Genomic DNA, 25,048 nt, shown 5'->3' with positions numbered 1-25,048 from the left:
CCGGCGGGGCTTTCGCGTGTCCCGGTTGACAGCATGCGGTTGCCCGCGTGCAGCTTCCTGCCGCCGCCCTGCCTGGATCGCGCCCTCCGCCGGCCGCACAGTGGGAAGCACGATCAGTGCCGGGGACCCGCCCGCGAGCAGGGCGGGCGGGCGCCGGCCGGGGAGGAGGGCGACTACCGTGCTGATCCAGCTGACGATGCGCCAGGTACGCGGGCTGCCGCTGCCGGGCTCGCCGGTGGACGGGATCCGCATCATGGCGCTGCTGCCCAGCGGCTGGCACAAGGACCTGGCGCAGGCGTCGGGGGACATCGTCATCCGCGTGCGTCCCGACGAGCCGATGACCAGCGCGCAGGTTCGCGACCGGGTGCGGGAGATCCTGGCCAACCCCGAGATCGACCGGTGGGAGCTGGTGGGCTGCCGGCCGCAGGACGACTCGTGACCTCCCCGCGTCACTCCCGGTCCGCAGCCACCCGTGGGCGACGAGTGCCGCGCCGCGGCCCGACGTACAGGAACAGGAGGATGGCCGCCGCCGAGGCCAGCAGCAGCGCGGTGACGATCCATTCGTTGGAGCCGCCCGGCCCGTAGACCCGGTTGGCGGCCCCCACGTCCACGGCGCGCGCCGGTTGGCCGGCCCGGTGCGTGGTGCGGTCGCTGCCGTACATCTCGACGCCGGACCTGGAGACGGCGCCGTCGTCGGAGCGGAAGTCGCCGGTCCAGACGCACGACTCGTGCCCCGGATGCTGGATGCAGAACAGCTCCCGCGGGACGAACACGCCCGGCGTCCCGTCGGCTCGCGCGGCCCGCACCACGGTGCCGAGGTTCGGCGTCGCCAGGTAGGCGAGCAGGCACGCGAAGAGGGTCAGCGCCACGGTGAAGGCGGGCGAGCGCCTGCTGGTGGCCCGCATCAGCTCAGGGCGACGGCGCAGGTGCACCGCATCCGGCCGGCCTCGGCCCGGTTCGGACGCCGGTGCAGGATCATCGCCACCACCATGGGTGCGAAGACCAGCGCGTTGTAGAACAGGTGCAGCTCCATGCGGGGCAGGAAGAGCTGGAGGATGCTGGTCGGCACCGGCCGGCCGAGCAGGTTGGTGCCGGTGAGCGCCTGGCCGAGCAGGAGCAGATGCTCCAGGTGGTGCCAGATCTGGATGCCCAGCGAGATGTTCCACCACAGGCGTGCCCTGCCGGTGAAGCCGTCTCTCAGCAGGATCAGGCCGATCAGCATGAGCAGCGCGTAGCCGTAGTGCATCCACTCGGAGGTGACGAGCCAGGGGAAGGGCAGGCCGAGCACGCCGCGCGCCTCCTTCAGCGGCCAGCCCAGGACGTAGACCTGGACGGCCTGCGCGATGTGCTCCGCCCAGTGGCCGATGACGATGACGAGGAACACCCCGAGCGCGGCCTTGTGGTGCCGGGTGTTGAGCCTTCGCGTCCATCCGTCCGCGCGCTGCGTGAGCGCGGCGTTGACAGCCATGCGGGAACCTCAATTCTCGGCGGGGATCTTCACACCAATGTCCATTCAAAGGTGGTGTGTCGCATCTTGGATAGTGCGGTGCCGGTTACGGGGGTCCGCGCCATGGGGTTGCGGACGGCCACATGATCCCGTTACGTGGTCGGTGTGACCACGCCGATCGACGCGTACTTCGTCTGCGCCACCCCTCGCACCGGCAGCTCGCTCCTGCTCGGCCTGCTGGAATCGACCAGGGTCGCCGGTCGTCCTCAGGCGTACTTCCGCGAGCCGGACGAGTCACTGTGGGCCGGGCGATGGGGGCTTCCTGGCACCGCCGGTTACGACGACTTCGTGCGGGCGGCGCTCGCGGCGGGGCGGACGGGGAACGGCGTGTTCGGCGCGAAGCTCATGTGGGGCACGCTGGACCACGTGGTCGCCAGGCTCGGCGTGGTCCACCCCGATCTCGCGGGCCGGGACCTGCCGCTGCTGGAGCGCGCCTTCGGCCGTACGAGGTTCGTGTACCTGCGGCGCGACGACGTCCTGGCGCAGGCGGTGTCGTGGCTGCGCGCCGAGCAGACCGGCGCCTGGTACGTCGGCGTCGACGGCGAGACCGACGACGCCGAGAGGAGCGGGCGGGAGCCCGGCTACGACGCGGACGGCATCCGGGCCCTGATCGAGCAGATCGGCGAGCACAACGCGGCCTGGGAGGAGTGGTTCGCGTCGCAGGGCGTGCGGCCGTACACGGTGCGGTACGAGGACCTCGACGCCGACCTGGCGGGCGTCACGCGCGGGATCCTCGGCTTCCTCGGGCTCGACCTGCCCGAAGGGCACACGGTCGAGCCCCGGCACCACCGCCAGGCCGACGACCTCAACGCCGCCTGGATCGAGCGCTACCGCCGGGAATCGGCCTGAGCTCTTGACATGACGGCTATATCTCAGCCGAGTGCTGAAACTTTCTGGAAATTTGGCGTCGGACCTCACCTTGGGCTCTCGGTGACCTGCGTGAATCTGGCACTTTGCCACCCCCTTGACACGCCGAAACTCTGACCCCTAAGTTGCCGCAATATTAACGGGAATTATTTGAAAGTTTCGGTGTCATGCCGGCTAACAGCCGAAAGGGTGGCATGAGGGGCCAGGTACCAATCGACAAGTGGCGGGACACCCAACTGTCTCCCGCGGAGCGGGCCGAGGCGCTCATCCCGCTCATGACGCTGGAAGAGAAGATCGCCCAGCTCGTCGGCGTCTGGGTCGGCGCGGATGCCTCAGGGGGAGGCGTCGCCCCGCACCAGGCCGACATGACGGGCGTGGAGTGGAGCGACGTCATCGCGCACGGGCTCGGCCAGCTGACCCGTCCGTTCGGGACCGCGCCGGTCGATCCGGTCGCGGGCGCCCGCTCGCTGGCCGCGTCGCAGGCGCAGATCATGGCGGCGAGCAGGTTCGGGATCCCGGCCCAGGTCCACGAGGAGTGCCTGACCGGCTTCGCCGCCTGGCGCGCGACCGTGTACCCGGCGCCGCTGAGCTGGGGCGCGTCCTTCGACCCCGACCTGGTCGAGGAGGTGGCCGGGCGGATCGGCCGGTCCATGCGGGCCGCCGGGATCCACCAGGGACTGGCGCCGGTCCTCGACGTGACCCGCGACTACCGCTGGGGCCGCACCGAGGAGACGATCGGCGAGGACCCCTACCTGGTCGGCACGGTCGGAGCGGCCTACGTACGCGGGCTCGAGGGCGCCGGGATCGTCGCCACGCTGAAGCACTTCGCCGGCTACTCCGCCTCGCGGGGCGGCCGCAACCTCGCGCCCACGCACATGGGACGCAGGGAGCTGGCCGACGTGATCCTGCCGCCGTTCGAGATGGCCCTGCGCCTGGGCGGCCCACGGTCGGTGATGCACTCGTACGCCGAGATCGACGGCCTGCCCGCGGCGGCCGACGAGGCCCTGCTGACCGGGCTGCTGCGGGACGAGTGGGGATTCGCGGGCACGGTCGTCGCCGACTACTTCGGGATCCGGTTCCTGCAGAAGCTGCACGGCGTCGCGGCGGACGCGGCGCAGGCGGCCGGCCTGGCCCTGCGGGCCGGGGTCGACGTCGAGCTACCCACGGTCGACACCTTCGGCGCGCCCTTGATCGAGGCGGTCAAGGCGGGACAGGTCGACGCGGCGCTCATCGACCGCGCCCTGCGCCGGGTGCTGACGCAGAAGGCCGAGCTCGGCCTGCTCGACGAGGACTGGCGGCCGCTGCCCGGCGAGCCCGAGGACGTGCGCCTCGACGACGAGGAGAGCCGGGAGCTCGCCCTGCGCCTGGCGCGCGAGTCCGTCGTCCTGCTGCGCAACACCGGCGACATCCTGCCGCTCGGCCCGGGGCGGCGGGTGGCTCTCGTGGGCCCGGTGGCCGACGACCCCATGGCGATGCTCGGCTGCTACGCCTTCCCCGCGCACGTGGGCCCCCATCCCGAGCTCGGGCTCGGGCTCGACATCCCGTCGCTGCGCGAGGCGCTCGGCGCGCTGGTCCCCGATCTGACGTACGAGCCGGGCTGCGGCATCACCGGCGACGACACCTCCGGCATCGCGGCCGCCGTCGCCGCTGCGGAGCGGAGCGACGTGTGCGTGCTCGCCGTCGGCGACCGGGCGGGGCTGTTCGGGCGCGGCACCTCCGGCGAGGGGTGCGACGCCACCGACCTGCGCCTGCCGGGCGTGCAGTCCGAGCTGGTCAGGGCTGTGCTCGCGACCGGCACCCCGGTGGTCCTGGTGCTGCTGGCCGGGCGGCCGTACGCGCTCGGTCCGGAGTTCGACGCGGCCGCGGCCGTCGTCCTCGGCTTCTTCCCGGGACAGCGCGGCGGCCAGGCGCTGGCGGAGGTGCTCACCGGCGCGGTGAACCCGTCCGGGCGCCTGCCGGTCAGCGTGCCGCGCGACGCCGGCGGCCTGCCCGCGACGTACCTGTCGCCGCCGCTCGGACGCCGGACCGAGGTGTCGTCGGTGGACACGACGCCCGCGTTCCCGTTCGGGCACGGGCTGAGCTACACCACCTTCGAGTGGGAGCCCCTCGACACCGGCGCGGCCGACTGGCCGGTGGACGGCGAGGTCACCGTGGGAGTCACGGTCCGCAACACCGGGTCGCGCTCCGGCGCGGAGGTCGTGCAGCTGTACCTGCACGACCCGGTCGCGCAGACGACCAGGCCGGTGGTGCGGCTGGTCGGCTACGCCCGCGTCCCGCTGGAGGCCGGTCAGGCCGCGCGCGTGTCGTTCACGGTCCCCGCCGACGCCGCCTCGTTCACCGGGGTACGCGGCCGGCGCATCGTCGAGCCCGGCGACGTCGAGCTGCGCCTCGGGCGCTCCAGCGGACAGGCGGAAGCGGTCGTGCCGCTGCGCCTGACCGGCGCCGAACGCGAGGTCGGTCACGACAGGCACCTGCTGGCCACGGCCGGCATCACCCGCGAGGGAGCGTGATGAGCACGACGCTGGACAACCCTCCGCAGAACGCGCGTTCCGCACGGCCGGCGCCCAGCCGGCGCAGGCAGGCGAAACCGGGCACGTGGCGGCACGCGATCCGCCGCGACTGGCAGCTGTACTCGCTGGCGATCCTGCCGCTGCTCTTCTTCGCGATCTTCCGGTACGCCCCGATGATCGGCAACGTGATCGCCTTCCGGAAGTTCGAGCCCGGCGGCAGCATCTTCGGCGAGTCCTGGGTGGGCCTGCGGTACGTGAAGATGTTCCTCAACGACCCGTCGTTCTGGAGCGTCTTCACCAACACGCTCGTCCTCGGCGCGCTGACCCTGCTGTTCTGCTTCCCGCTGCCGATCGCGCTGGCGCTGCTGCTCAACGAGGTACGCAGCCGGCGCGTCAAGCGGTTCCTGCAGTCGGTGTCCTACCTGCCGCACTTCCTGTCGATGGTCATCGTGGCCGCCATGGTCATGCAGATGCTGGCCGTCGACGGGCCGATCAACCAGATCGTGAAGGCGTTCGGCGGGGAGGCCACCCCGTTCATCCAGAAGCCGGAGTGGTTCCGCACGATCTTCGTCTCGTCGGAGGTCTGGCAGACCGTCGGCTGGGGCACCATCCTCTACCTGGCCGCGCTGACGACCATCGACGAGCAGCTCTACGAGGCGGCCCGGATGGACGGCGCCGGCCGATGGCGGCAGGTCTGGCACGTCACCCTGCCGGGCATCCGGCCCACGGCGATCACGCTGCTGATCCTCAACATCGGCACGTTCATGGCCACGGGCTTCGAGAAGGTCCTGCTGCTGTACAACCCGCTGACCTATCCCACCGCCGACGTCATCTCCACCTACCTGTACCGCATGGGCGTGGAGTCCAGCAGCATGAGCTACGCCGCCGCGATCGGCCTGTTCGAGGCGCTGATCGGCGTGGTGCTGATCCTGTCGGCCAACCTGATGTCCCGTCGCGCAGTTGGGACGAGCCTGTGGTGACGATCGACAAGAGCCGTGGCTACCGCGTCTTCCAAGGGGTCAACGCCGTCATCCTGACCGGCGTCGTGATCGTGACGCTGTACCCCTTCATCAACATCCTCGCCCGCTCGTTCAGTGAAGAGCGCTACATCGTCTCCGGGCAGGTCAACCTCATACCGCGCGGGTTCAACCTCACGACGTACAAGATCGTGGTGTCGGACCCGATGTTCTGGACGAACTACGGCAACACCGTGCTCTACACCGTCGTCGCCACGGCCATCGCCATGGTGCTGACGACGTGTTACGCGTACGTGCTGTCCAAGCCACACCTCAAGGGCCGCACGCTCCTCATCTGGGTCGCCGTCTTCACCATGATCTTCTCCGGCGGCCTGATCCCCCAGTACGTGCTGGTCAACAGCCTCGGGCTGACGAACTCCATCTGGGCCATCGTCCTGCCCAACGCCATCAGCGTCTTCAACCTCCTGGTCATGAAGGCGTTCTTCGAGGGGCTGCCGCACGAGCTGGAGGAGGCCGCCGCCATCGACGGCCTCAACACCTACGGCGTCCTGTGGCGGGTCGTGCTGCCGCTGTCGAAGGCGGTCATCGCCACGATGGTGCTGTTCTACGCCGTCTCGTTCTGGAATTCGTGGTTCACCGCGTTCCTCTACCTGAGCAAGACGGAGTTGTTCCCGGTGACCATCTACCTGCGCAACCTCATCGCAGGGGCCACCGGAGCGGAGTCCGCCGGCGCCTCGCTCTCGGAGGTGTCGCAGGCCGCGTCCAACATCCAGTCGGTGACGATCATGCTCACCGTCCTTCCCATCCTGGCGGTCTACCCCTTCGTGCAGAGGTACTTCGTCTCGGGCGTCATGCTCGGCGCGGTCAAGGGATAACCAGTGTCCGTTCGAAAGGAACCCCCCATGCAGCACATCTCCCGGCGCCAGGCACTCATCGGGCTGGGTGCGCTCACCTTCGCCGTCGCCGGCTGCGCCGATGACGAGGCCCCGAAGAAGGCCGCCGACGTGTCGGCGAACAAGGCGGGCGCGATGGCCAACTACGGCGTCAACCAGCAGTTCAAGGCCACCGAGCCGGTCTCGTTCGACACGCTCTACAACAACCACCCGTTCTACCCGGACAAGAGCGACTGGCTGTTCTGGCAGGAGCTGACCAAGCGGACCAACGTGACGCTCAAGCCGGTGGAGGTGCCGCTCAGCGACTACGACAAGAAGCGCGGCCTGCTGGTGGGCTCCGGCCAGGCCCCGCTCATCATCCCGAAGACCTACCACCCGGCCGAGGAGGCGTTCGTCTCCTCCGGCGCCGTCCTGCCGGTCAGCGACTACTTCGACCTGATGCCGAACTTCAAGGACAAGGTCGCCAAGTGGAAGATGGAGCCGGAGCTGGACACGCTGCGCCAGGCCGACGGCCGCATCTACCTGCTGCCGGGTCTCCACGAGGAGGTCTGGGTCGACTACTCGCTGGCGATGCGGACCGACATCCTGGAGAAGCACAAGCTGGAGGTCCCGAAGACCTGGGACGAGCTGTACACCGTGCTCAAGGCGCTGAAGAAGGAGTACCCGGACCTCTACCCGATGACCGACCGGTGGGGCGTCCCCACGCCCGGCGGCAACCTCTTCAAGCTCGTCGCGCAGGCCTATGGCACCAAGGGCGGCTGGGAGTACCAGCACGCGACCTTCGACACCGCGAGCGGCAAGTTCGTCTACACCGGCGCCATGCCGCAGTACAAGCAGATGCTGGAGTACCTGAACAAGCTGGTGAAGGAGAAGCTGCTCGACCCGGAGAGCTTCACCCAGCAGGACGAGCAGGCCAAGCAGAAGTTCAACTCCGGCAAGTCCTTCGTGATCGGCGCGAACGCGCAGACGATCGTCAACGACTACCGGCCGACGCTGACCAAGCTCGTCCCCGGCGCCAAGGTCGCCAAGATCCCGGTGCCCATGGGACCGGTCGGCGACTACAAGATCGGCACCCGGCTCGAGAACGGCATCATGATCTCCAAGAAGGCGCTGGAGAACAAGAACTTCGTCGCCATGATGCAGTTCATCGACTGGCTCTGGTACTCCGACGCGGGCGAGGAGTTCGCCAAGTGGGGCGTCGAGGGCACGACGTACACCAAGGACGCCTCGGGCAACTACAAGCTGGCCAAGGACGTCGACTTCGTCGGCCTCAACCCCGGGGCGCCCAAGCACCTGCAGAAGGACTTCGGCTTCTCCAACGGCGTCTTCGCCTACGGCGGCACCACCAAGCTGCTCAACTCCACCTTCTCCGAGGAGGAGGTGGCGTTCCAGAACGTGATGAACGCGCGCAAGCCGTACCCGATCGAGCCGCCGCACCCGTTCAACGACGAGGAGCGCGAGCAGGCCACGCTCTGGGAGACGCCGCTGAAGGACTACGTCACCCAGCAGACGCTCAAGTTCGTCCTCGGCGAGCGCGACCTCAGCGAGTGGGACGCCTACGTCAAGGAGCTGGAGGGCAAGAACATGACCTCCTACATCAACCTCGTCAACACCGCCTACGAGCGGTTCAAGAAGGACCACGGCTGATGCGGGTTCCCCCCGGAGGCCTCGGGGCGGCCGCTCGGGCCTTGGCGGCCCTCCCGTTCTCGATTCCCCGGTCGCCCAAAGGCGACGGTTCCCCGAGACTCTGATGGGTCGCCCGGTCGCCGAAGGCCCGGAAGCTCGACGTGCCGCGCGAGGCGGCGGAACCGGTCCGGAGCCGACGCAGCCTGCCGGTCACCGGCGGGTACGTGGAGCTGGATCTCAGGCTCGGCCGCCACGAGGTTACGCTGGTCGAGCTCACACCAGTGGTGGACGAGACGCCGCCGTGGTGGGACGACGCGCGCCTGCTCGGCCTGAGAGGAGACCCGATGAGCGAGGTGACCACTGAGACCGAGCGTCGGTTCGGCGAGGGACCGCTCTCACGCGCCGCCACGCTGATCTACAACCTGCTGGTGGTCGAGGGCATGTTCCTGCTCGCGAGCGCGCCCGGCCTGCTCGCGCTCACCCTGCTCGGCGGCGACACGAGCAACGTGCCGCTGGTGGCCGCCTGCGCGCTGCCGCTCGGCCCCGCGCTGTCCGCCGCCCTCTACGCGTTGCGCCACCGCAGCAGGGACATGACCGACCTCCACCCGGCGGCGGCGTACTGGCGCGGCTACAAGGCCAATGTGCGCGGGGCGCTGAAGGTCTGGGTGCCCTGGCTGGCGGGGCTGGCCGTCGTCGGGACGAACCTGGCGAACTTCGCCGTGGCCGGCGTTCCCGGCTGGTGGGCGGCGCTGCTGCTGCTCATCGCGGTGGCGGCGCTGCTGTGGGTGGCCAACGCCCTGGTGATCACGTCGCTGTTCGAGTTCCGGGCGGTGGACGTGGCGCGGCTGGCCTCGTACTTCCTCATGCGCCACCCGAAGGCGACCTTCGGCAACGCGTCCCTGCTGGTCGTGGCGGGCGGGCTCACGGTGGTCGTCACCGAGCTGGTGCCGGCGCTGCTGGCCTCGGCGTTCGCGGCGGCGCTGCTGTGGAACAGCCGCCCGATGATCGCCGAGGTACGGGAGCGCTTCACCGCCTAGCCGGTTGCTGGTCTCCTCTGTTCTGGATTTCCCAAGATCACCAGATAGTTGTACTTTTCGGACGGTGAGACCTTTACGTGTCCGATCGCTCGCGGCCGTCGCACTCGTCGCCGCGAGCCTCCTCGTAGCGGCTCCGGCCGATGCGGCGTCCACGCCCTCCGCGGAAGTGCTCTTCGACGGAGGCAACGAGGCCTACGTCAACGGCGCCTACCGGGTCGACTACCACTCCTTCCGCGCGCCGGCCGTGATCCGTACCAAGGGGAACACGGTCATCGCCTTCGCCGAAGGCCGGGTCGGCGACAACGACGACTACGGCAACATCGACCTCATCTACAAGACCTCCAGGGACTCCGGCAAACCCGGCACCTGGTCCGGGATCAAGGCAGTGGCCACCGGGTGGCCGGACGCCGTCGGCAACCCCACCGCGGTCTTCGACGGGCAGACCGTCTACCTGTTCTTCAACCGGATGGCGGCCGGTTGGAGGAGCGTCGGCGACTTCGACAGCTGGGACGACCGCGAGGTGTGGCTGGCCTCGTCAGCCACCGACGTCAACGGCCTGCCCACGGGCGGCTGGACCCTCACCGAGAAGACCGACACGCTCAAACCGCACAAGGACCCGAGCGATCCGTTGAACAGGAAATGGTTCAACGACTCGATCGGCCCCGGCGCCGGCATCAGGATGACCGACGGAACCCTGGTCATCCCGGCCAAATGGCGCAACATCTACAAGCGGCCAGGTGATACCGACTGGCACTACCAGGAGCTGACGAACACCGACGTCACCAAGACCGACGAGGCCACGATCCTGCAGCGGTTCAGAGGCGACCTCTATCGCAACGATCGTGCCAGGTTCGCCAACGCCGGCGATCCGCCGCTGCTCAAGCGGCTGGTCGCCACCGGCACCCTCGACGGCGGCTTCGCCGGCTACGCCGATCACCTCGAGCCGGGCGGCCGTGTCCTGCCCGATCCCGACTGCCAGGCCTCGACGCTGCGCTTCGCCGGGTCGCCGAACCGGATCCTGTTCCTCGGCCCCCACCCGGGCGGCGTCTCCCGGAGCCGGACTCCCATGCGCGTCTGGATGAGCTACGACGACGGCGTCGGCTGGCCGTACACCCGCCTGCTCGGAGACTTTCCCGCGCCCCAGCCGAAGGGACGGGACGGCAGGCCGAACGTGAACGGGGTCGAAGGGGGCTACTCCAGCATGCTGCAGACCGCCGACAATCAGGTCGGCGCGGCCATCGAGTGGGGCGAGCAGAACAGCTCGGGCAGTGACAAGAACATGAGCATCATCTTCCGCCGCTTCCACCCCACCTGGATCGCCAACGGCCGCCCGGAACCGCCGCCGGGATAGCTGTCACTTCTAGGGGATGTGCCGTCCGTGCGCGTCGGGCACGCCTGACTTGCGGAAGAAGTAGGCGTTGATCTGGTCGCGCCACTCCTCGGCGCAGCGGAGCTGCTCGTCGAGGAGCTCCCGCACCCTGGCGTGCACATCGGCGGCCACTGTGCCGGTGCCGGTGCCGGCGAGCTTCTCCCAGAGCAGCCGCATCTCGGCGACTTCCTCGGCCCCCGCGAAGTGGGTGTCGTAGATGTGCTGGATGACCGTCGAGCCGCTCTGCAGCACGTGCCCGTACGGGACGTGGTGGAAGAAGAGCAGCAGCTCGTCGGGGCAGCGCTCGAGCGACTCGTAGATGTCCGACCAGGGCTCCGGGTACTGGCCGGTGAAGCCGGTGCCGGTAGCGCGGGTGCGGTCCACGCCCACGCCGTCGCGGTCGGCGAAGTGGTACGTGCCCCACGGCGTGTACTCGTACCCGTCCACGTCCGGGCCGTAGTGGTGGCCTGGACGCACCATGAACCCGACGCCGAGCGGCGCGGTGTAGCGCTCGTACGTGCGCCACGAGCCGTCCATCATGGCGTGCAGGGTGCGCCGCAGCGGCTCGCCGGGCCGCGCGAAGGTGAGGTCCGTCCACTCGTCGAGGATGGCGGCCGGGTCGAGTGCCGGGTCCCAGGCGAGGCGGCCGAACGCGTACAGATTGGCCTGCGCGAGCGGGTGGCCGGTCCAGTAGCGGTCGTCGCCCACGTTGGAGACGGCGACCAGGTCGCCCGCCTCGGCGACGTCCTCGAACCCGAGGACCTCGCTCCACATCGGGGCCAGGTAGCAGACGTGCCGCTGCTGGCCGGTGTACTCCTGCGTCACCTGCAGCTCCACCGCCAGGCGGGTCCCCTGCATCTGCAGGATCACCGGGGAGACCGGCTCACGCGGCTGGAAGTCCATGGGGCCGTGCTTGACCTGCAGGATCGCGTTGTCCAGGAACCGGCCGTCGAGCGGGGCGAAGTGGTCGTAGGCCGCGCGGGCGCGGTCGGTCGAGCGGTCGCGCCAGTCCTGCCGGTGGTTGTAGACGAAGGCGCGCCAGTGGACGACCCCGCCGAAGGGGGCCAGGGCGTCGGCGAGCATGTTGGCGCCGTCGGCGTGGGTGCGCCCGTACGCGAACGGGCCCGGCTGCCCCTCCGAGTCAGCTTTCACGACATATCCGCCAAAGTCTGGAATCGTCGCGTAGACCTGCTCCGTGGTCTCCGCCCACCACCTGCGGACGTCCGCGTCGAGCGGGTCCGCGGTGGACAGGCCGCCCAGCACGATGGGGGAGGCGAAGTTGACGGACAGGTGCACCCGGATCCCGTACGGGCGGAACGCGGCCGCGATGGCGGCCACCTCGCCGAGCCGGTCGGTCAGCAGGTGGGCCTCGGTGGCGTGCACGTTCACGTTGTTGATCGCGACCGCGTTGATCCCGCACGCGGCCAGCAGCCGCGCGTAGGCCCGCACCCTGGTCAGGTCCGGGCGCAGGGCGCCGTCCGCCCAGAAGATCGACCCGCCCGCGTAGCCCCGCTCGACCTGGCCCATCACCGGGTGCACGTCGATGTTGTCCCAGTGGTCGAGCATGCGCCGCCGCATCGCGGGCCGGTGGTGCTCGACCGGCCGCTCGCCCTCGAACGCCGCCTCGCCCAGCCGTACGACGTGGAAGAACCCGTAGAGCAGGCCGGCGGGATCGCCGCCGGCCACGGTCGTGACGCCGTCCCGCCGCGAGATCGCGTACCCGTCCTCGCCCTCGGCCTCGGACAGGGTCAGCACGAGGTCGGCCGGTCCCGCGTCCGTGAGGCTCCCGCCGGCCTGCGCGACCTCCTGCCGCACGGTCTCGGCGAGCGGCCCGTCCGCCCGCACGACGGTGCGGCGCGAACCGATCGCCCTGAACGCCTCGGGCGGCAACCACGCCGGATGGACGTCGGTCAGTTCGGGAATGCTCACGGGACTCCTTCGGTACGGCGGCACCGAGGGATGAATCTATCGAAAGCCCCACTCTGCGAGTGGTCAGGGGCCCACATCCGTCAGGCGCCGCGCGGTACCGACAGGGCGGCGGAGCAGCCGGGCACCAGGGCCCTGACCAACCTCGCGCGGGGGCTCGCTGGATAAAATGGGTACGTCGGTGAAGAGCGCGAGTCGCCCGTCGGGCGAGTCGATCGATCTGGAGGGGTGCCGCCATGGCCGCGCAGATCGCCTGTCGCCGCATCTACGAGGAGAGCTCACCACGGGACGGCAAGCGGGTGCTCGTCGACCGGGTCTGGCCGCGGGGTATGCGCAAGGAGGACGCTCACCTGGACGAATGGCTGCGTGACATCGCCCCGTCCACCGAACTGCGCAAGTGGTACGGCCACGAGCCGAGCCGCTTCGCCGAGTTCCGCCGCCGCTACCTCGCCGAGCTGGGGGACGCCGGACATCGTGAGGCGGCCCGGCACCTGCACGACCTCGCCGCCCATGACGATCTCACGCTGCTGACCGCCACCAAGGACGTGGGCCACAGCCAGGCGGCAGTGCTCGCCGAGTGGCTGACCAGCCGCGGAAGATAGGCAAGGCCCATCTCACCGCATGAGCGGAGAGCCGGCCGGTCGTTCCCATTCGCCGATGCACAGCGGCAGGATGGCGCCGTGCTTGGTGCTGGGCGGGATGTCAGCCCCCTCGGTGGTACGCGCCGCCATCGGTCAGTGGCGGGATCGGCGTTGGCGAAGGGTACTCCCTCGTCGCCCGCGAATCGACCGGCTGATAGGCGGCCGCCCGCATCCGGGGGCGGGCGGCCGACCCTTCAGCGGACTCTCACCTGCGAGGCCGCCGTGCCCGCGCCGGACGCCTCCCAGCCCGCCACCACCGTCGGGTGGGCGGCGAGGGCGCGGGCCAGCGGCACGGTCACGGTCGTGGTGCCCTTGCGGGAGACCGTGACGACGCGGCTGCCCGCCGTCCCCTGGCCATCCCGGACGAACACGTGCGCCTTGCCCGCCGCGTTCGCCCGCACCGTCACCTTCACCCCGTTCTGACCGGCCGTGGCGGAGGTGACCCAGCCGCTCTCCGACTCCTTCGCCGCGGGGCCGCCCGCGAGCGGCACGTGCACCCGTACCGCCTGCTCCAGCGATTGCGGCGAGTCCAGGCTGGACAGGGCCGTGTCCGGGATCACCGGGTCGGGGACGGGCCGGTCGGCGGGCGGCTGGTAGCCGGCCAGCGTGGCGACGCCCCACCGGTACGGGTCGCCCTGCACGCCGCCCCACGTGGACCAGCCGATCCGGGTCTGGCCGGTCTTGTCCTGGGTGTCGGAGTCGTAGACCAGGATGTTCATGCCCAGGTGGGCGGGATCGACGGAGCCCGGCAGCAGCGCCATCGGGATGGACATCTCCACGCTGTAGCCGCCGGAGGCGACCTTCGAGGCCACCCGCATGCCTGGCGCGCTCTGCTCGCCCGGCCCCTGCCGGTTGTCGGCGTCCCGCTCGAAGCACGGCGGCCCCTCAGCCGTGACCGGCAGGACGGCCGCCTTGAACGTGGTCGAGGTGTTCTCGGACGTGCCACGCGGGTCGAACGTGACCTCCACCGAGTCGGTACGCCAGTGCCGCTTGCAGTCGGCGGCGGCCAGCCGCGTGCCGAGCACGTCGTCCTTCACCTGGACCAGCAGGTAGAGGGTGTCGTCGCGCCAGGCGAGCTTGGCCGTGCCCGAGCAGTCGGCCGCCGACGAGCACGCGGTGCCCTCCCACAGGCGCGAGATGTCGAGCGCGGCCCCCGGGTACTCGCCGTCGCCCTCCACGCCGTCCACGGTGGGCGACCCCTGCGGAACGGAGGCCTTCGGGACCAGCTCGAGCGCCGGCTTGCTCGCGACCGCGCCGTCCACGCTGATGGTGTACGCGTAGTCGCCGCCCTCGTTGGAGGTCTTCAGCGAGGGGTCGGAGTTGGTGACGGTGAACGGCACCGTCGTCGAGGCCCCGGCGGCCAGATCGGTGTAGGGGGCCTCCACGCGGTCCGCGGTGAACCCGGCGGGCAGCTCGACGCGTACGGTGCCGGATCTGGCGGCGTCGCTGACGTTGGTCACCACGACGCCGACCTGCCGGGAGCCGCCCGAGGGCAGCGTGAGCACGGGCGTGACGGTGCCGCGCAGCTGCGGCACGCCGACCTCGGCCGTCCACTTCTCGAACTGGGCGACCTGGGGGAGCAGCTGCTGCGTGCCCCGCACGGCGGGGCTGACCTCGACCTGGCGGTCGGTGTACCCGCCGCCGTGCTCGGTGGTCAGCGTGGCCGAGACGCGGGCCCGACCGGTGCCCTGGCCGGGCGTCACCGTGAACGTCGCCGTCCCCGCGCGTCCCGCGGCGAGCCTGCCGAGCTCTCCGGAGCCGCTGACCTGCCAGCCCTCGGGGGTGCCCAGCTTCACCGACGAGCGGCCCAGCGGCTCGCGGGAGGGCGCGGTCGCCGTGACCTTGACGGTGAAGGGCGTTCCGGGCCGGACGTCGAACGTGCCGGTGCTCAGGCCGAACGACGTCCCGAGCGGGACCGTCCCGGACGCCCTGGTCAGCGCTCCGTCGAGGATCGCCGTGGGCGCCGCGGCCGCCGCGCTGCCGGGCACGGGGAACGGCACCCGGGAGTCCACCTGCGTGAAGAAGTCGCAGCCGAGCTGGCCCGGGTCCGTCGGCACGTCGGAGAAGCCGGCCCACCCCTGGGAGGCGTACATGCGCTGGGCCTCACGCTCGACGGCCGCCCACGTCTTGCCCTGGCTCTGGGAGGGCCGCCCGCCCCACACGCCGTACACGTTCTGGGCGGGGTTGACGGGACGGAAGGTCGAGGCGCAGGACGGGCCGGTCTGCGAGGTGCCGCGACCGCCGCCGACCAGCAGCCGGGCGGCCGCGAACGGCTTCAGCCCCTCACGCGTGATCTGCTCGGGGAACGCCTTGGGATCGGCCGCCGCGTAGAACGCCTGCACGGCCAGCCGCGCCGCCTGCTGGTGGTTGCCGTGGTTGCCGGGGGAGGGCGCCGGGTCCATGGTGAGGATCACTTCCGGCCGGGTCTGCCGGACCACCCGCACGACCTTCTCCAGGGTGTCGGCGCCCCAGATCTGGTCGGTCAGCGGGGCGCTCACCGTGTAGTAGAAGTCGACGTCGTCGAGGTTGAACACCTCGCGCACGCCCGCCTTGCCGACCGCCGACCGCTCCTCGGCCTCGCGCAGCAGCCCCAGCGCCGGGCCCTCCTCGGGCCCGACCGCGTTGCCGCCGCCCTCGCCCCTGGTGACGGTGACGACGCCGGTGCGGACGTCGTGGTCCTCCTTCCACTGGCCGAGCGTGGACAGGCTGAACGCCTCGTCGTCGGGGTGCGCGCCGACGAACAGCGCGTCGAGGTCCACGGGCGGATCTGCGGAGGCCGCGGACGGTACGGCGGGTAAGACGGCGAGGGCGACCGTGGCGGCCAGCACCAGCGACAGGCGTTTACGCATGGGACCTCCGGAAGGACGGCTACTCGCGGACTGCCCCCTGGAGCAGACCGCGGACGAAGTGGCGCTGAAGGAACAGGTAAAAAATCACCACCGGGGTCGCGACGATGACGGACCCGGCGGCGAGCAGGGTGAAGCCGGAGGTGTACTGGCCCTGGAAGAAGGCCAGGCCCAGCGGCGCCGTCCGCAGCGACTCGCTGGTCACCATGATCAGCGGGATGAGGAACTCGTTCCACGTCCACATGAAGACCAGCACGGTCAGCGTGACGACGGCGGGCCGGGCCGGCGGCACCAGCACCTGCCACAGGATGCGCCAGGTCGAGGCGCCGTCGATGCGGGCGGCCTCCACGATCGCGCGGCTGGAGGCCCGGAAGTACGCCCGCATCCAGAACGTGCCGAACGCCACCGACAGCGCCACCTGCGGCAGCGCCACCGACCAGAACGTGTCGATCAGCCCGAGCGAGCGCAGGTCGAAGTAGAGCGGCACCGCGATGGCCTCGCTCGGCATCATGATCCCGAGCATGAACAGGTAGAACAGCACCGACTGGCCGCGGAAGCGCATGGTGCCGAACGCGTACCCGCTCATGATCGACAGCACCACGCTCACGACCACGACGAACGACGACACCGCCAGGCTGCTGCGCAGGTACGTGCCGAAGTGGCCGATCTGCCACGCCGCCGTGAAGTTGCCCAGCCCGGATGTGCCGCCGCTGTCGGCGGGGCCGAGCGCGGCGGACAGGATGGTCACGATGGGGAAGAGCGCGAACGCGGCGAACACCGACAGGATGACGTAGTTGGCCACCCGCTCACCGCGCGAGATCACGAGACCCTCCTGTCCGCGAACCGGTTGATCCCGAACGAGACCACGAAGATGACGACGGTGAGCGTGACGCCGATGGCCGCCGCCGAGCCGATCTGGCTGAGCCCGAAGGCCCGGTGGTAGACCTCGTACGACGGCACCGACGTCGAGTCGCCGGGCCCGCCGCGCGTGGTGACGTACACCAGGTCGAACGTGCGCAGCGCGGCGATCACCGTCAGTGTCAGCGCGACGGCGATCTCCCCGCGCACCGACGGCAGCGTGACCGCGAAGAACTCCCTGACCGCGCCCGCGCCGTCCAGCCGCGCGGCCTCGTACAGGTCGCCGGGGATGCGGCTCATCCCGGCCAGCAGCAGCACGGTCACCAGCCCGGTCTCGAACCACGTGCCGACCACCCCGACCGCGGGCAGCGCGAACGTGTAGTCGCCCAGCCAGCCCCGCGTGAGCGAGTCGAGCCCGATCGCGCCGAGCAGCGTGTTGAGCGTGCCGTCGGGCGCGTAGACGCGCCGCCAGGCCACCGCCACCACGACCATGGCCACCACTTGCGGCAGGAACACGACCGTGCGGAAGAACCCGAGCCCGCGCACCTTGGCGTGGTTGAGTATCGCGGCCAGCCCCAGCCCGATGACCAGCGGCCCGGCCGCGTAGAACACGATCAGCACCAGCGCGTGGCCGAACGCCGCCCGCAGCCCCTCGTCGGCGACGATCGCGACGTAGTTGTCCAGCCCGACCCAGCGGCCGAGCGACAGCCCGTCCCAGTCGTACAGCGACAGCTGCACCGCGCGCCCGATGGGGTAGAGCAGGAAGACCGCGTAGACGGCGAACGCCGGAAGCAGGTAGAGATAAGCGACGCGGCGCGGCTCTCCGGGAGGCCGGCCCCAGGTCCTGGGTCGGCTCACCCGTTGCTCTCGGCGAACGTCTTGTAGTCCTTCTCCAGCGTGGCCAGGAACTCCTGCGGGCTCTGCTTCTTGGCCAGCAGGTCCTGCAGCGCCGCGCCCAGCGTGTCGGCGAACGTCGGCGTCGCGTAGTCGAGGTACGGCACCAGCCCGTCCTTGGCCGTCACGGTGCCGAACGCGGTGAAGACGTCCTGCTGCGGCCCCGCAGGGACGCTCTGCTGCGCCGTGTCGGCGACGGGCAGGTTGCCGGTGGTGGTCAGCACCTTCATCGCGTCGGCGTTGGTGATGAAGTCGATGTACGCCGCCGCCGCGTCAGGGTGCGGGCTCTTGGCCGTGATCGCGAACGGCAGCCCGGTCCCGCCGGTCGCGACGGGCGGCGCGTCGGCCGTGGCGCCCGGCGGCAGCATGAAGCCCAGGTCCTTGCCCAGGGACTTCTGCAGGTCGGCGAGCAACCAGGTGCCCGCGATCATGAAGACGCCCTGGCCCTTGCCGAACGCCTGCCACGCCGGGTCGTAGCCCTGGCCGTTGAAGCCCTTGTTGAAGTAGCCCTTGTCGACCCAGCCGACGATCTCCTCGGCGGCCTTGGTGTTCTCCGGCGTGTTCCACGAGGCGCCCTTGCGGCCGAAGGCCAGCGTGCCGATCTGGTCCTTCGGGACGCCCCGGCTCTGCACGGTGCCGAACACGTGGATGGCCGGCCACTTGTCGAGGTTGCCCAGCTGCATCGGCACCTCGCCGGCCGTCTTGGCCTTGGCCAGCGCGGCCTCGAACTCGGCCCACGTCTTCGGCGGCTGCAGGCCGAGCTTGGTCAGCTTGGCCTTGTTGTAGTAGACGCCGACGACCTCGCCGACCTGCGGCAGGCCGTACAGGTTGCCCTCGCCGAACACCTTGCCGTCGGGGCTGTAGCTCGCATAGCGCAGCACGGACTGCGGGTAGCGCTTCTTCCATCCGTACGCCTCGGCGTAGGCGTCGAGCGGGCGGAGCTGCCCGGCCTTGACGAACGCGCCCATCGAGGAACGCCCGTTGTTGGCCTCCACGACGTCGGGCGGCTCGTTGCCGCTCAACGCCAGGCGCAGGGTCGTGTTGAGGTCGTCGAAGGAGCGGCTCACCCGGTTGAGCTTGATGTTGGGGTATTTCGCCTGGAAGGCGTCGTTGAGCTGCTTCATCTGGGCCGCCTGGCCGCCGCGTACCTCCTGGTCCCAGACCGTGAGCGTGACGTTGCCGAGGCTCGGGGCGTCGGTGCGTACCGACGACAGAGGGGTGGCCGCCGGACTGGGCGGAGCCGAGGAGCCCGGGGCGCACGCGGCGAGGGACAGGGCGCCGGCGGTGAGCACGGCGAGCGCTCGGAGCGGGGGGTTCATGGTCTTACTACTCCTTCTGCGCGGGCACGCGAGGCGTGTCGGGGTCCTCGTCGTCGGGCCGGTCCTGCCGGGTCCCCGGGAGCTGGGGGCCGACGTCGGCGTACCGGGCGATGGTGGCGGCGGCGCGGCGCACGGCGCCCACCGGCTCGACGGGCACCAGCTTGTCGAGGAAGGCGTAGCGGCGGGCCAGCGAGCTGCCGTAGGCGCCGCTGTGGTCGGCGGAGTCGCGCACCTCGTGCCACCAGTCGGCGATGTCGCCCCAGCCCGGCGCTGCCAGCGAGCCGCCGAACTGCTGCACCGCCAGCGCCGCGCAGAGCTGCGCGAACGCCAGCCGGTCGGAGAGCGGCCAGCGGCACAGCGTGCCGAGCACGAAACCCGCGCCGAAGACGTCGCCCGCGCCGGTCGGGTCGAGCGCCGTCACCCGTGGCGCGGGCACGAACGCCTCCTCGCCCGTCGCCGAGTCGATGGCCATGGCGCCGTTGGCCCCGTCGGTCACCACCGCGACGGGCACCTTGTCGGCGATCACGTAGAGGGCGTCGCGCGGGGTGTCGACGCCGGTGTAGGCCATCGCCTCGACCGCGTTGGGCATGAACGCGTGGCAGAGGGCGAGCTGGTCCAGCAGCGACCGCGACCACGCGCCCGAGGGGTCCCAGCCCACGTCGGCGAAGATGAGGGCGCCGTCGCGGCGGGCCAGCTCGGCCCAGTTGCACGGACTGTCGGGGGAGTCGAGCGGCTCCTCGGTGGACAGCGGCACGATCACCGCCTTGGAGCAGGGCGGCTTGCCGATCATCTCGGAGGCCGCCATGGGCGCCGGGTGGCCGTGCGTCACCATGCTCCGGTCGCGGTCGACCGCCATGGAGACCGTCACCGGCGAATGCCAGTGCTCGAACCGCCGCGACCTGGACAGGTCGACCGACTCCTGCTCCTCCAGCGTCCGCCAGCAGAAGTCGCCGTAGTCGTCGTCACCGAACGCGGCCGCCAGCGAGGTGCGCAGCCCCAGCCGGCTGGTCGCGATGGCGAGGTTGGCGATGCCGCCGGGGCACGAGCCCATGCCCTCCGCCCAGATCTCGGTGCCGGCCGCGGGCATCGCGGGCAGTCCGGTGAAGATGATGTCGAGAAAGACCGTGCCCGCCAGGAAGACATCGAACTGCGGCCCCTCCGGGGTGCGCTCGTCGGCGAGAGGGTCGTAGGCCTGCATGGACACGGGAATGAATCCTCCTCGACACGAATCGAGATGTGGGAAATCTTGCACGTTTGCTCGCGCACTTCAAGTCTCTCCTGGGAGTTTTTGGTCAAAGGTGCATGTTCCTGCGCGAATCTGACTGATATGCTCGCGCCGTGCTTCAGCGCCTCAGGCATGCGGAGATCATGCGCCGGGTCCGACTCTCAGGCGCCACCAGCGTTCGCGATCTCGCCAGCCAGCTCGGCGTGAGCCCGTCCACCATCCGCAGGGACCTCGAGGTGCTCGACCGCGACGGCACGCTGCGGCGCGTCCGCGGCGGCGCCCTGCTTCTCGACGATGGGGCGAGCGTTGACACCGACACCGACACCGACCGGCCGTTCGCCGAGGTGGCGGCCGTGGACGAGCAGGACAAGGAGGCGGTCGCGGCCCGCGCCGCCGAGCTCGTGAGCGACGGCGAGGTGGTCCTGCTCGACATCGGCACCACGACCATGCGCCTGGCCCGGCGGCTGCGCGGGCGCCGCGTCACCGTGGTCACCTCCAGCCTCGCCGTGCTCGACGTGCTGCGCTCCGATTCTGAGGTCGAGCTGCTGCTGCTCGGCGGCATGGTGCGCCGGCCGTACCACTCGCTGGTGGGCGTGCTGACCGAGGCGGCGCTCAGCCAGGTGGTCGCCGACCGCGTGTTCCTGGGCGTCAGCGGCGTGCGGCCGGACGGGCAGCTCGTGGACACCACGCTGGCCGAGGTGCCGCTGAAGCGGGCCATGATCGCGGCGGCGGGGCAGGTGGTGCTGCTCGTCGACCGGCACAAGTTCCCCGGCACCGGCGCCCTGCGGGTGTGCGGCCCCGACGACATCGACGTGATCGTGACGAACCAGGGCGCCGACGAGGCGACGCTGCGCAACTGCGCGACCGCCGGCGCCGAGGTCCTGCTGGCGTGAAAGGATTCCGATGAGACTGGCCGTTCTCGGTGGCGGCGGCTTCCGTGTGCCGCTCGTGTACGGCGCGCTCCTGCGCGACACCGCCAAGCCGCGCGTGGAGCAGGTGGTGCTGTACGACGTGTCGCAGGACCGGCTCGAGGCCATCCGCCACGTGCTGCGCCAACTCGCCGCCGGGCACGACGAGCCACCGGACATCCAGATCACCACCGACCTGGACACCGCGCTGCGCGACGCCACGTTCGTCTTCTCCGCCATCAGGGTCGGCGGCCTGGCCGGCCGCACGGCCGACGAGCGGGTCGCGCTGGACCTGGGGCTGCTCGGCCAGGAGACGACCGGTCCCGGCGGCATCTCGTACGGCCTGCGCACCATCCCCGTCGCGATGCGCGTGGCCGAACGGGTGGCCGCGCTCGCGCCTCAGGCATGGGTCATCAACTTCACCAACCCCGCCGGCATGATCACCGAGGCTATGCGGCACGTGCTCGGCGACCGCGTGATCGGCATCTGCGACTCGCCGATCGGGCTGATCAGGCGGGCCGCCGCCGCCCTCGGGCTCGACCCGGCGCGCGTGTCGCCCGACTACGTGGGGCTCAACCACCTCGGCTGGCTGCGCGGCCTCGTCCACGACGGGAGCGACGCGCTGCCGGGGCTGCTCGCGGACGACGCCGCGCTGCGGCAGGTGGAGGAGGCGCGCATCTTCGGCGCCGACTGGGTGCGCACGCTGGGCGCGCTGCCCAACGAGTACCTGTACTACTACTACTTCACCCGGGAGTCGGTGGCCGCGATCTCCGGCCAGACGCGCGGGGAGTCCCTGGTGCGACAGCAGGACGACTTCTACGCGGCCGTGCGGGCGCGGCCCGGCGACGCGCTCGCCGAGTGGGTCAGGACGCGCAGGCTGCGCGACGAGTCGTACATGGCCGAGGCCCGCGACGCCACCGAGGCCGGCGAGCGCGACGCCGCCGACCTGGAGGCGGGCGGGTACGAGGGCATCGCGCTGGCCCTCATGGCCGCCATCGCCCGCGGCGAGCCCACCTCCATGATCCTCAATGTGCGCAACGGCGCCGCGGTGCCCGGCCTGCCCGCGGACGCCGTCGTCGAGATCCCGTGCGCGGTGGACGGCTCGGGCGTCCGCCCCCTGGCGACCCGGCCCTTGCCGGGCCGCTTCCTGGGCCTGATGCAGCAGGTCAAGGCGGTGGAGCAGACCGCCATCGAGGCCGCCACGACCGGCTCGGCCCGCCTGGCGGTCGAGGCGTTCGCGCTGCATCCCCTGGTCGACTCGGTGACGACGGCCCGCCGGCTGCTCGACGGCTACCGGGCCCGCATCCCTGAGCTCGCCGCCGCGATCCCGGGCTCCTCTTAGCGGCCGTGACCGGCGGCCTCCTCAAGGGGACGGCCGGCGGCTGTGCCGAGGGCTCGGGCGGCGGTCTGGAAGAGATGGAGCTCACGCCCGGGACGGCAGACGAGCTGCAGCCCCACCGGCAGGCCGGCCACCGTGCCGGCGGGCACCTGCTCCCCTCTTTCGAGGGCGAGTCCGTGGCCCGGAAGGGGAAGTTCCTGCGCGCCGGCCGTGTTGCTGGGTACGTGGAGAACCGTTTCGCGGACGTCGATGTCATCAAGCGGATGCTGCACGAGGCACACACCTGGGCCTTCGTGGGGCTGAGCGACAACCCCGAGCGTACGGCCTACGACCAGGCGCGGCTGCTCCAGGCTAGAGGTAAGCGGATCATCCCCGTCCATCCCGCCGCCGAGACCGTGCTGGGCGAGACCGGATATCCGTCACTGGCCGAGGTGCCGGAGAAGGTGGACGTCGTCGCCGTTTACCGGCGCTCCGAGCTCGCGGGGCAGTCCGTTGACGAGGCGATAGCGATCGGGGCCGGGGCGATCTGGCTCCCGCTCGGCGTCATCGACGAGACCGCGGCTCAGCGTGCTCTGGACGCGGGCCTCGACGTCGTGATGGACCGCTGTCCGGGCGTCGAATGGGCCTTGCGCAGAGGCCGTTAGGGCTCATGCGCTTGGCAGGTCAGCTCATGGGGTCGCAGGTCGGAGCCCCTACCTCGCACCTGAAGCTCCCCTTGTAGACCTGAGGCTCATAGATCTTCCCGGGGTTGCGGAACGGCCTGCCGGTCGGCGTGCCGTCGGACCGTACGACCACCTCCTCCGCCTTCCCGTCGACCGACAGCTTGACGACGAGCTCCCAGCCGACGTCCCAGGTGGTGCTGACGGCGAGGATCTCGAAGACGATGGGTTCGTTGAGGGCGAGATGGACGAACTTCTGGTCGGAGTACGGGCGGGTCGGCCGCTCGTACTCGTCGAGACCCTTCAGGCGTTCGACCGCGGGGTTCTCCTCAAAGAACACGATGCCGGGCTCGATCTGTTCTGAGCCGCCCGTGGGCCCCCACACAAGGGCGCCTGTCGGCGGCTTCCGGCGCGCCAGGACCCGGCCGACGACGTCGGTGACCCTGACCTCGCTCCTCCTCCGTCCCGTCAGCGACAGCTTGAACCGGGTCCTGGCCGCGTCGCAGGCCCGGGTGAGGCAGAAGCCGGAGAACCGGATGCCGCCGTGGGCGGCGCAGCTCGTTGACGGCCTGCGCCGACAGCGGCCGATCGAAGACCCAGCCCATGTCGACGTCGTTGTTCCAGGACTCCTCGATGCCGACCCGTACGGGAGGCTCCGAGGCGGACACCCCTTCCTTGACGTCCTCCTGGAACGGCCCGATCAGCACCGTGGCCACGAAAACGACGACGGCCAGCACAAGGGGCACGGTGATGCCGGTGAGAATGGCCATCCTCCGGCGGGTGCGAGCGGCCGTCGATGGGCATGGCGTCCGAGAGTCAGCCGGTCTGATCACCGGATCGGACCGATCGGCGTTCCCAGGCCAGGGCCGCGACCATACCGATGGCATAGGCGACCAGGTCCCATGGGTCGGGGAACGCGCCGACCAGGACACCGCCGATGCCCGGCGGGGTCATGCCGACAATTTGGTAGAACTCGACGGCAACGGCGATCGCGGCCGTGGCCAGGGTGCGGCGTGCGGCGGTGGTGCGCCACAGCAGCCCCAAGAACGCGTAGACCAGCATGGTGGCGCTGACGTCGCTCACGTAGCCGCGGATGAACGGTTGTCCCGGGCCCCGGTAGAAGAGGGTGAACGCGCCGACGGCGAGGGCGACGCCACCCAGAAGGACCATGGCGCGGCGCATGAGATTGACGTCTTCTCCGAGTCTCGACAATCAGGACGAACTGATCATAGAGCTCGTCCCTCACAGCGGGTCGGAAGGCGGCACGCGAACCGCTGCCGAGGCCAGCACGTCGGCCACCCACGAGACCTGCGCCTGATGTGCCACGTGGCGGCGCATCGCGCGTCTCTCCAAGTCCGGTCCAAGTGCACTTCAAGTCGCCATCCCTAACTTCGTCACCACAAGCACGACAGGTTCCACGGAACGCCGGGGGAACGAAGACACACCGCGGAAGCGGTGGAAGGGGAGACGAAATGCCGAAGATCTCGCTGAACGACCTTGCCGTTGACGGTGCCGAGCTGACCGACGCCGAGCTGGGCGACGTGACCGGTGGCCGGATGTCCGTGTCCTGGTACGTCGGTGGCAAGCCCGCCGAGTGGGAGGGCACCAACAACTGACCCGTACCGGGCGAGTTTGATCACGATCTCC

24 protein-coding genes are annotated in these 25,048 nt (G+C 70.6%); 13 read left to right on the top strand and 11 right to left on the bottom strand.

Going from position 1 to position 25,048, the window contains the following annotated elements; genetic code table 11:
• Positions 1 to 178: 178 nt before the first annotated feature.
• Entirely contained in the window at positions 179 to 439 is a 261-nt protein-coding gene (locus ABD830_RS01075; protein ID WP_344984314.1) for a hypothetical protein, read from the top strand.
• A 10-nt stretch (positions 440 to 449) separates the two neighbouring features.
• Here ABD830_RS01075 and ABD830_RS01070 read toward each other — a convergent pair whose 3' ends face one another.
• Both ABD830_RS01070 and ABD830_RS01065 read right to left on the bottom strand, forming a co-directional pair.
• Positions 450 to 905, bottom strand: coding sequence for a hypothetical protein (locus ABD830_RS01070; protein WP_344984313.1), 456 nt, complete (start codon positions 903 to 905; stop codon positions 450 to 452).
• Positions 905 to 1,468, bottom strand: coding sequence for a hypothetical protein (locus tag ABD830_RS01065; protein WP_344984312.1), 564 nt, complete (start codon positions 1,466 to 1,468; stop codon positions 905 to 907). The genes ABD830_RS01070 and ABD830_RS01065 overlap by 1 nt, the downstream gene beginning before the upstream one ends.
• A 135-nt stretch (positions 1,469 to 1,603) precedes the next feature.
• On the opposite strand from ABD830_RS01065, the gene ABD830_RS01060 reads away from it, so the two are divergent.
• The 7 genes from ABD830_RS01060 (at position 1,604) to ABD830_RS01030 (ending at position 10,768) form a co-directional block, all read left to right on the top strand.
• A complete protein-coding gene (locus ABD830_RS01060) occupies positions 1,604 to 2,356 on the top strand; it encodes a Stf0 family sulfotransferase (RefSeq protein ID WP_344984311.1) in 753 nt (250 codons plus the stop codon).
• Between the two features lie 212 nt (positions 2,357 to 2,568).
• Positions 2,569 to 4,884, top strand: a complete 2,316-nt coding sequence (locus ABD830_RS01055) for a beta-xylosidase/alpha-l-arabinosidase (RefSeq protein ID WP_344984310.1) — start codon at positions 2,569 to 2,571, stop codon at positions 4,882 to 4,884.
• On the top strand, positions 4,884 to 5,864 hold the full coding sequence (locus ABD830_RS01050; protein ID WP_344984309.1) for an ABC transporter permease: 981 nt from the start codon (positions 4,884 to 4,886) through the stop codon (positions 5,862 to 5,864). Before ABD830_RS01055 ends, ABD830_RS01050 begins: the two co-directional genes overlap by 1 nt.
• The gene (locus ABD830_RS01045) at positions 5,861 to 6,736 is read left to right on the top strand and encodes a carbohydrate ABC transporter permease (protein WP_344984308.1); all 876 of its coding nucleotides are present in this window, start codon (positions 5,861 to 5,863) and stop codon (positions 6,734 to 6,736) included. Before ABD830_RS01050 ends, ABD830_RS01045 begins: the two co-directional genes overlap by 4 nt.
• 27 nt (positions 6,737 to 6,763) lie before the next feature.
• Positions 6,764 to 8,401, top strand: coding sequence for an ABC transporter substrate-binding protein (locus tag ABD830_RS01040; protein WP_344984307.1), 1,638 nt, complete (start codon positions 6,764 to 6,766; stop codon positions 8,399 to 8,401).
• Positions 8,402 to 8,541: 140 nt separating this feature from the next.
• A complete protein-coding gene (locus ABD830_RS01035) occupies positions 8,542 to 9,417 on the top strand; it encodes a YesL family protein (RefSeq protein WP_344984306.1) in 876 nt (291 codons plus the stop codon).
• Between the two features lie 64 nt (positions 9,418 to 9,481).
• Complete coding sequence (locus tag ABD830_RS01030; protein ID WP_344984305.1) at positions 9,482 to 10,768, top strand: sialidase family protein; 1,287 nt, start codon at positions 9,482 to 9,484, stop codon at positions 10,766 to 10,768.
• Between the two features lie 9 nt (positions 10,769 to 10,777).
• Here the strand turns inward: ABD830_RS01030 and ABD830_RS01025 are convergent, their stop codons facing one another.
• A complete protein-coding gene (locus tag ABD830_RS01025; protein WP_344984303.1) occupies positions 10,778 to 12,715 on the bottom strand; it encodes an alpha-glucuronidase in 1,938 nt (645 codons plus the stop codon).
• A gap of 233 nt (positions 12,716 to 12,948) precedes the next feature.
• Here ABD830_RS01025 and ABD830_RS01020 point away from each other — a divergent pair, with 233 nt between their 5' ends.
• Entirely contained in the window at positions 12,949 to 13,314 is a 366-nt protein-coding gene (locus ABD830_RS01020) for a DUF488 domain-containing protein (RefSeq protein WP_344984302.1), read from the top strand.
• 233 nt (positions 13,315 to 13,547) lie between these two features.
• Here ABD830_RS01020 and ABD830_RS01015 read toward each other — a convergent pair whose 3' ends face one another.
• From ABD830_RS01015 to ABD830_RS00995, 5 genes are read right to left on the bottom strand one after another with little or no spacing between them, the layout of a single operon-like run.
• The gene (locus ABD830_RS01015) at positions 13,548 to 16,202 is read right to left on the bottom strand and encodes a sugar-binding protein (protein ID WP_344984301.1); all 2,655 of its coding nucleotides are present in this window, start codon (positions 16,200 to 16,202) and stop codon (positions 13,548 to 13,550) included.
• 19 nt (positions 16,203 to 16,221) lie between these two features.
• Complete coding sequence (locus ABD830_RS01010; protein WP_344984300.1) at positions 16,222 to 17,022, bottom strand: carbohydrate ABC transporter permease; 801 nt, start codon at positions 17,020 to 17,022, stop codon at positions 16,222 to 16,224.
• On the bottom strand, positions 17,019 to 17,915 hold the full coding sequence (locus ABD830_RS01005; RefSeq protein ID WP_344984299.1) for a carbohydrate ABC transporter permease: 897 nt from the start codon (positions 17,913 to 17,915) through the stop codon (positions 17,019 to 17,021). Before ABD830_RS01005 ends, ABD830_RS01010 begins: the two co-directional genes overlap by 4 nt.
• On the bottom strand, positions 17,912 to 19,270 hold the full coding sequence (locus ABD830_RS01000; RefSeq protein WP_344984298.1) for an ABC transporter substrate-binding protein: 1,359 nt from the start codon (positions 19,268 to 19,270) through the stop codon (positions 17,912 to 17,914). Before ABD830_RS01000 ends, ABD830_RS01005 begins: the two co-directional genes overlap by 4 nt.
• 7 nt (positions 19,271 to 19,277) lie before the next feature.
• Entirely contained in the window at positions 19,278 to 20,468 is a 1,191-nt protein-coding gene (locus ABD830_RS00995; protein WP_344987597.1) for a carbohydrate kinase family protein, read from the bottom strand.
• A 140-nt stretch (positions 20,469 to 20,608) separates the two neighbouring features.
• On the opposite strand from ABD830_RS00995, the gene ABD830_RS00990 reads away from it, so the two are divergent.
• The 3 genes from ABD830_RS00990 to ABD830_RS00980 are packed head-to-tail and all read left to right on the top strand — an operon-like array spanning position 20,609 to position 23,386.
• A complete protein-coding gene (locus ABD830_RS00990; protein WP_344984297.1) occupies positions 20,609 to 21,388 on the top strand; it encodes a DeoR/GlpR family DNA-binding transcription regulator in 780 nt (259 codons plus the stop codon).
• A gap of 10 nt (positions 21,389 to 21,398) precedes the next feature.
• Entirely contained in the window at positions 21,399 to 22,745 is a 1,347-nt protein-coding gene (locus tag ABD830_RS00985; protein ID WP_344984296.1) for a 6-phospho-beta-glucosidase, read from the top strand.
• A 5-nt stretch (positions 22,746 to 22,750) separates the two neighbouring features.
• A complete protein-coding gene (locus tag ABD830_RS00980) occupies positions 22,751 to 23,386 on the top strand; it encodes a CoA-binding protein (protein ID WP_344984295.1) in 636 nt (211 codons plus the stop codon).
• A 19-nt stretch (positions 23,387 to 23,405) separates the two neighbouring features.
• Here the strand turns inward: ABD830_RS00980 and ABD830_RS00975 are convergent, their stop codons facing one another.
• From ABD830_RS00975 to ABD830_RS00965, 3 genes are read right to left on the bottom strand one after another with little or no spacing between them, the layout of a single operon-like run.
• Positions 23,406 to 23,741 (bottom strand): hypothetical protein, encoded by a 336-nt coding sequence (locus ABD830_RS00975; protein ID WP_344984294.1) that lies wholly within the window; start codon positions 23,739 to 23,741, stop codon positions 23,406 to 23,408.
• Positions 23,731 to 24,171, bottom strand: a complete 441-nt coding sequence (locus ABD830_RS00970; protein WP_344984293.1) for a hypothetical protein — start codon at positions 24,169 to 24,171, stop codon at positions 23,731 to 23,733. Before ABD830_RS00970 ends, ABD830_RS00975 begins: the two co-directional genes overlap by 11 nt.
• 46 nt (positions 24,172 to 24,217) lie before the next feature.
• Positions 24,218 to 24,571, bottom strand: a complete 354-nt coding sequence (locus ABD830_RS00965) for a DUF2809 domain-containing protein (protein ID WP_344984292.1) — start codon at positions 24,569 to 24,571, stop codon at positions 24,218 to 24,220.
• A 302-nt stretch (positions 24,572 to 24,873) separates the two neighbouring features.
• Between ABD830_RS00965 and ABD830_RS00960 the strand changes: the two genes are divergently transcribed.
• Positions 24,874 to 25,017: a hypothetical protein gene (locus tag ABD830_RS00960; RefSeq protein ID WP_344984291.1), complete on the top strand. Its 144-nt coding sequence runs from the start codon at positions 24,874 to 24,876 to the stop codon at positions 25,015 to 25,017.
• Positions 25,018 to 25,048 lie beyond the last annotated feature (31 nt).

Source organism: Nonomuraea helvata, assembly GCF_039535785.1.
In the GTDB taxonomy this organism is placed as follows: Bacteria; Actinomycetota; Actinomycetes; order Streptosporangiales; family Streptosporangiaceae; genus Nonomuraea; species Nonomuraea helvata.
Note: the sequence above shows the minus strand (reverse complement) of the source record. Positions and strands in the feature narration are given on the sequence as shown.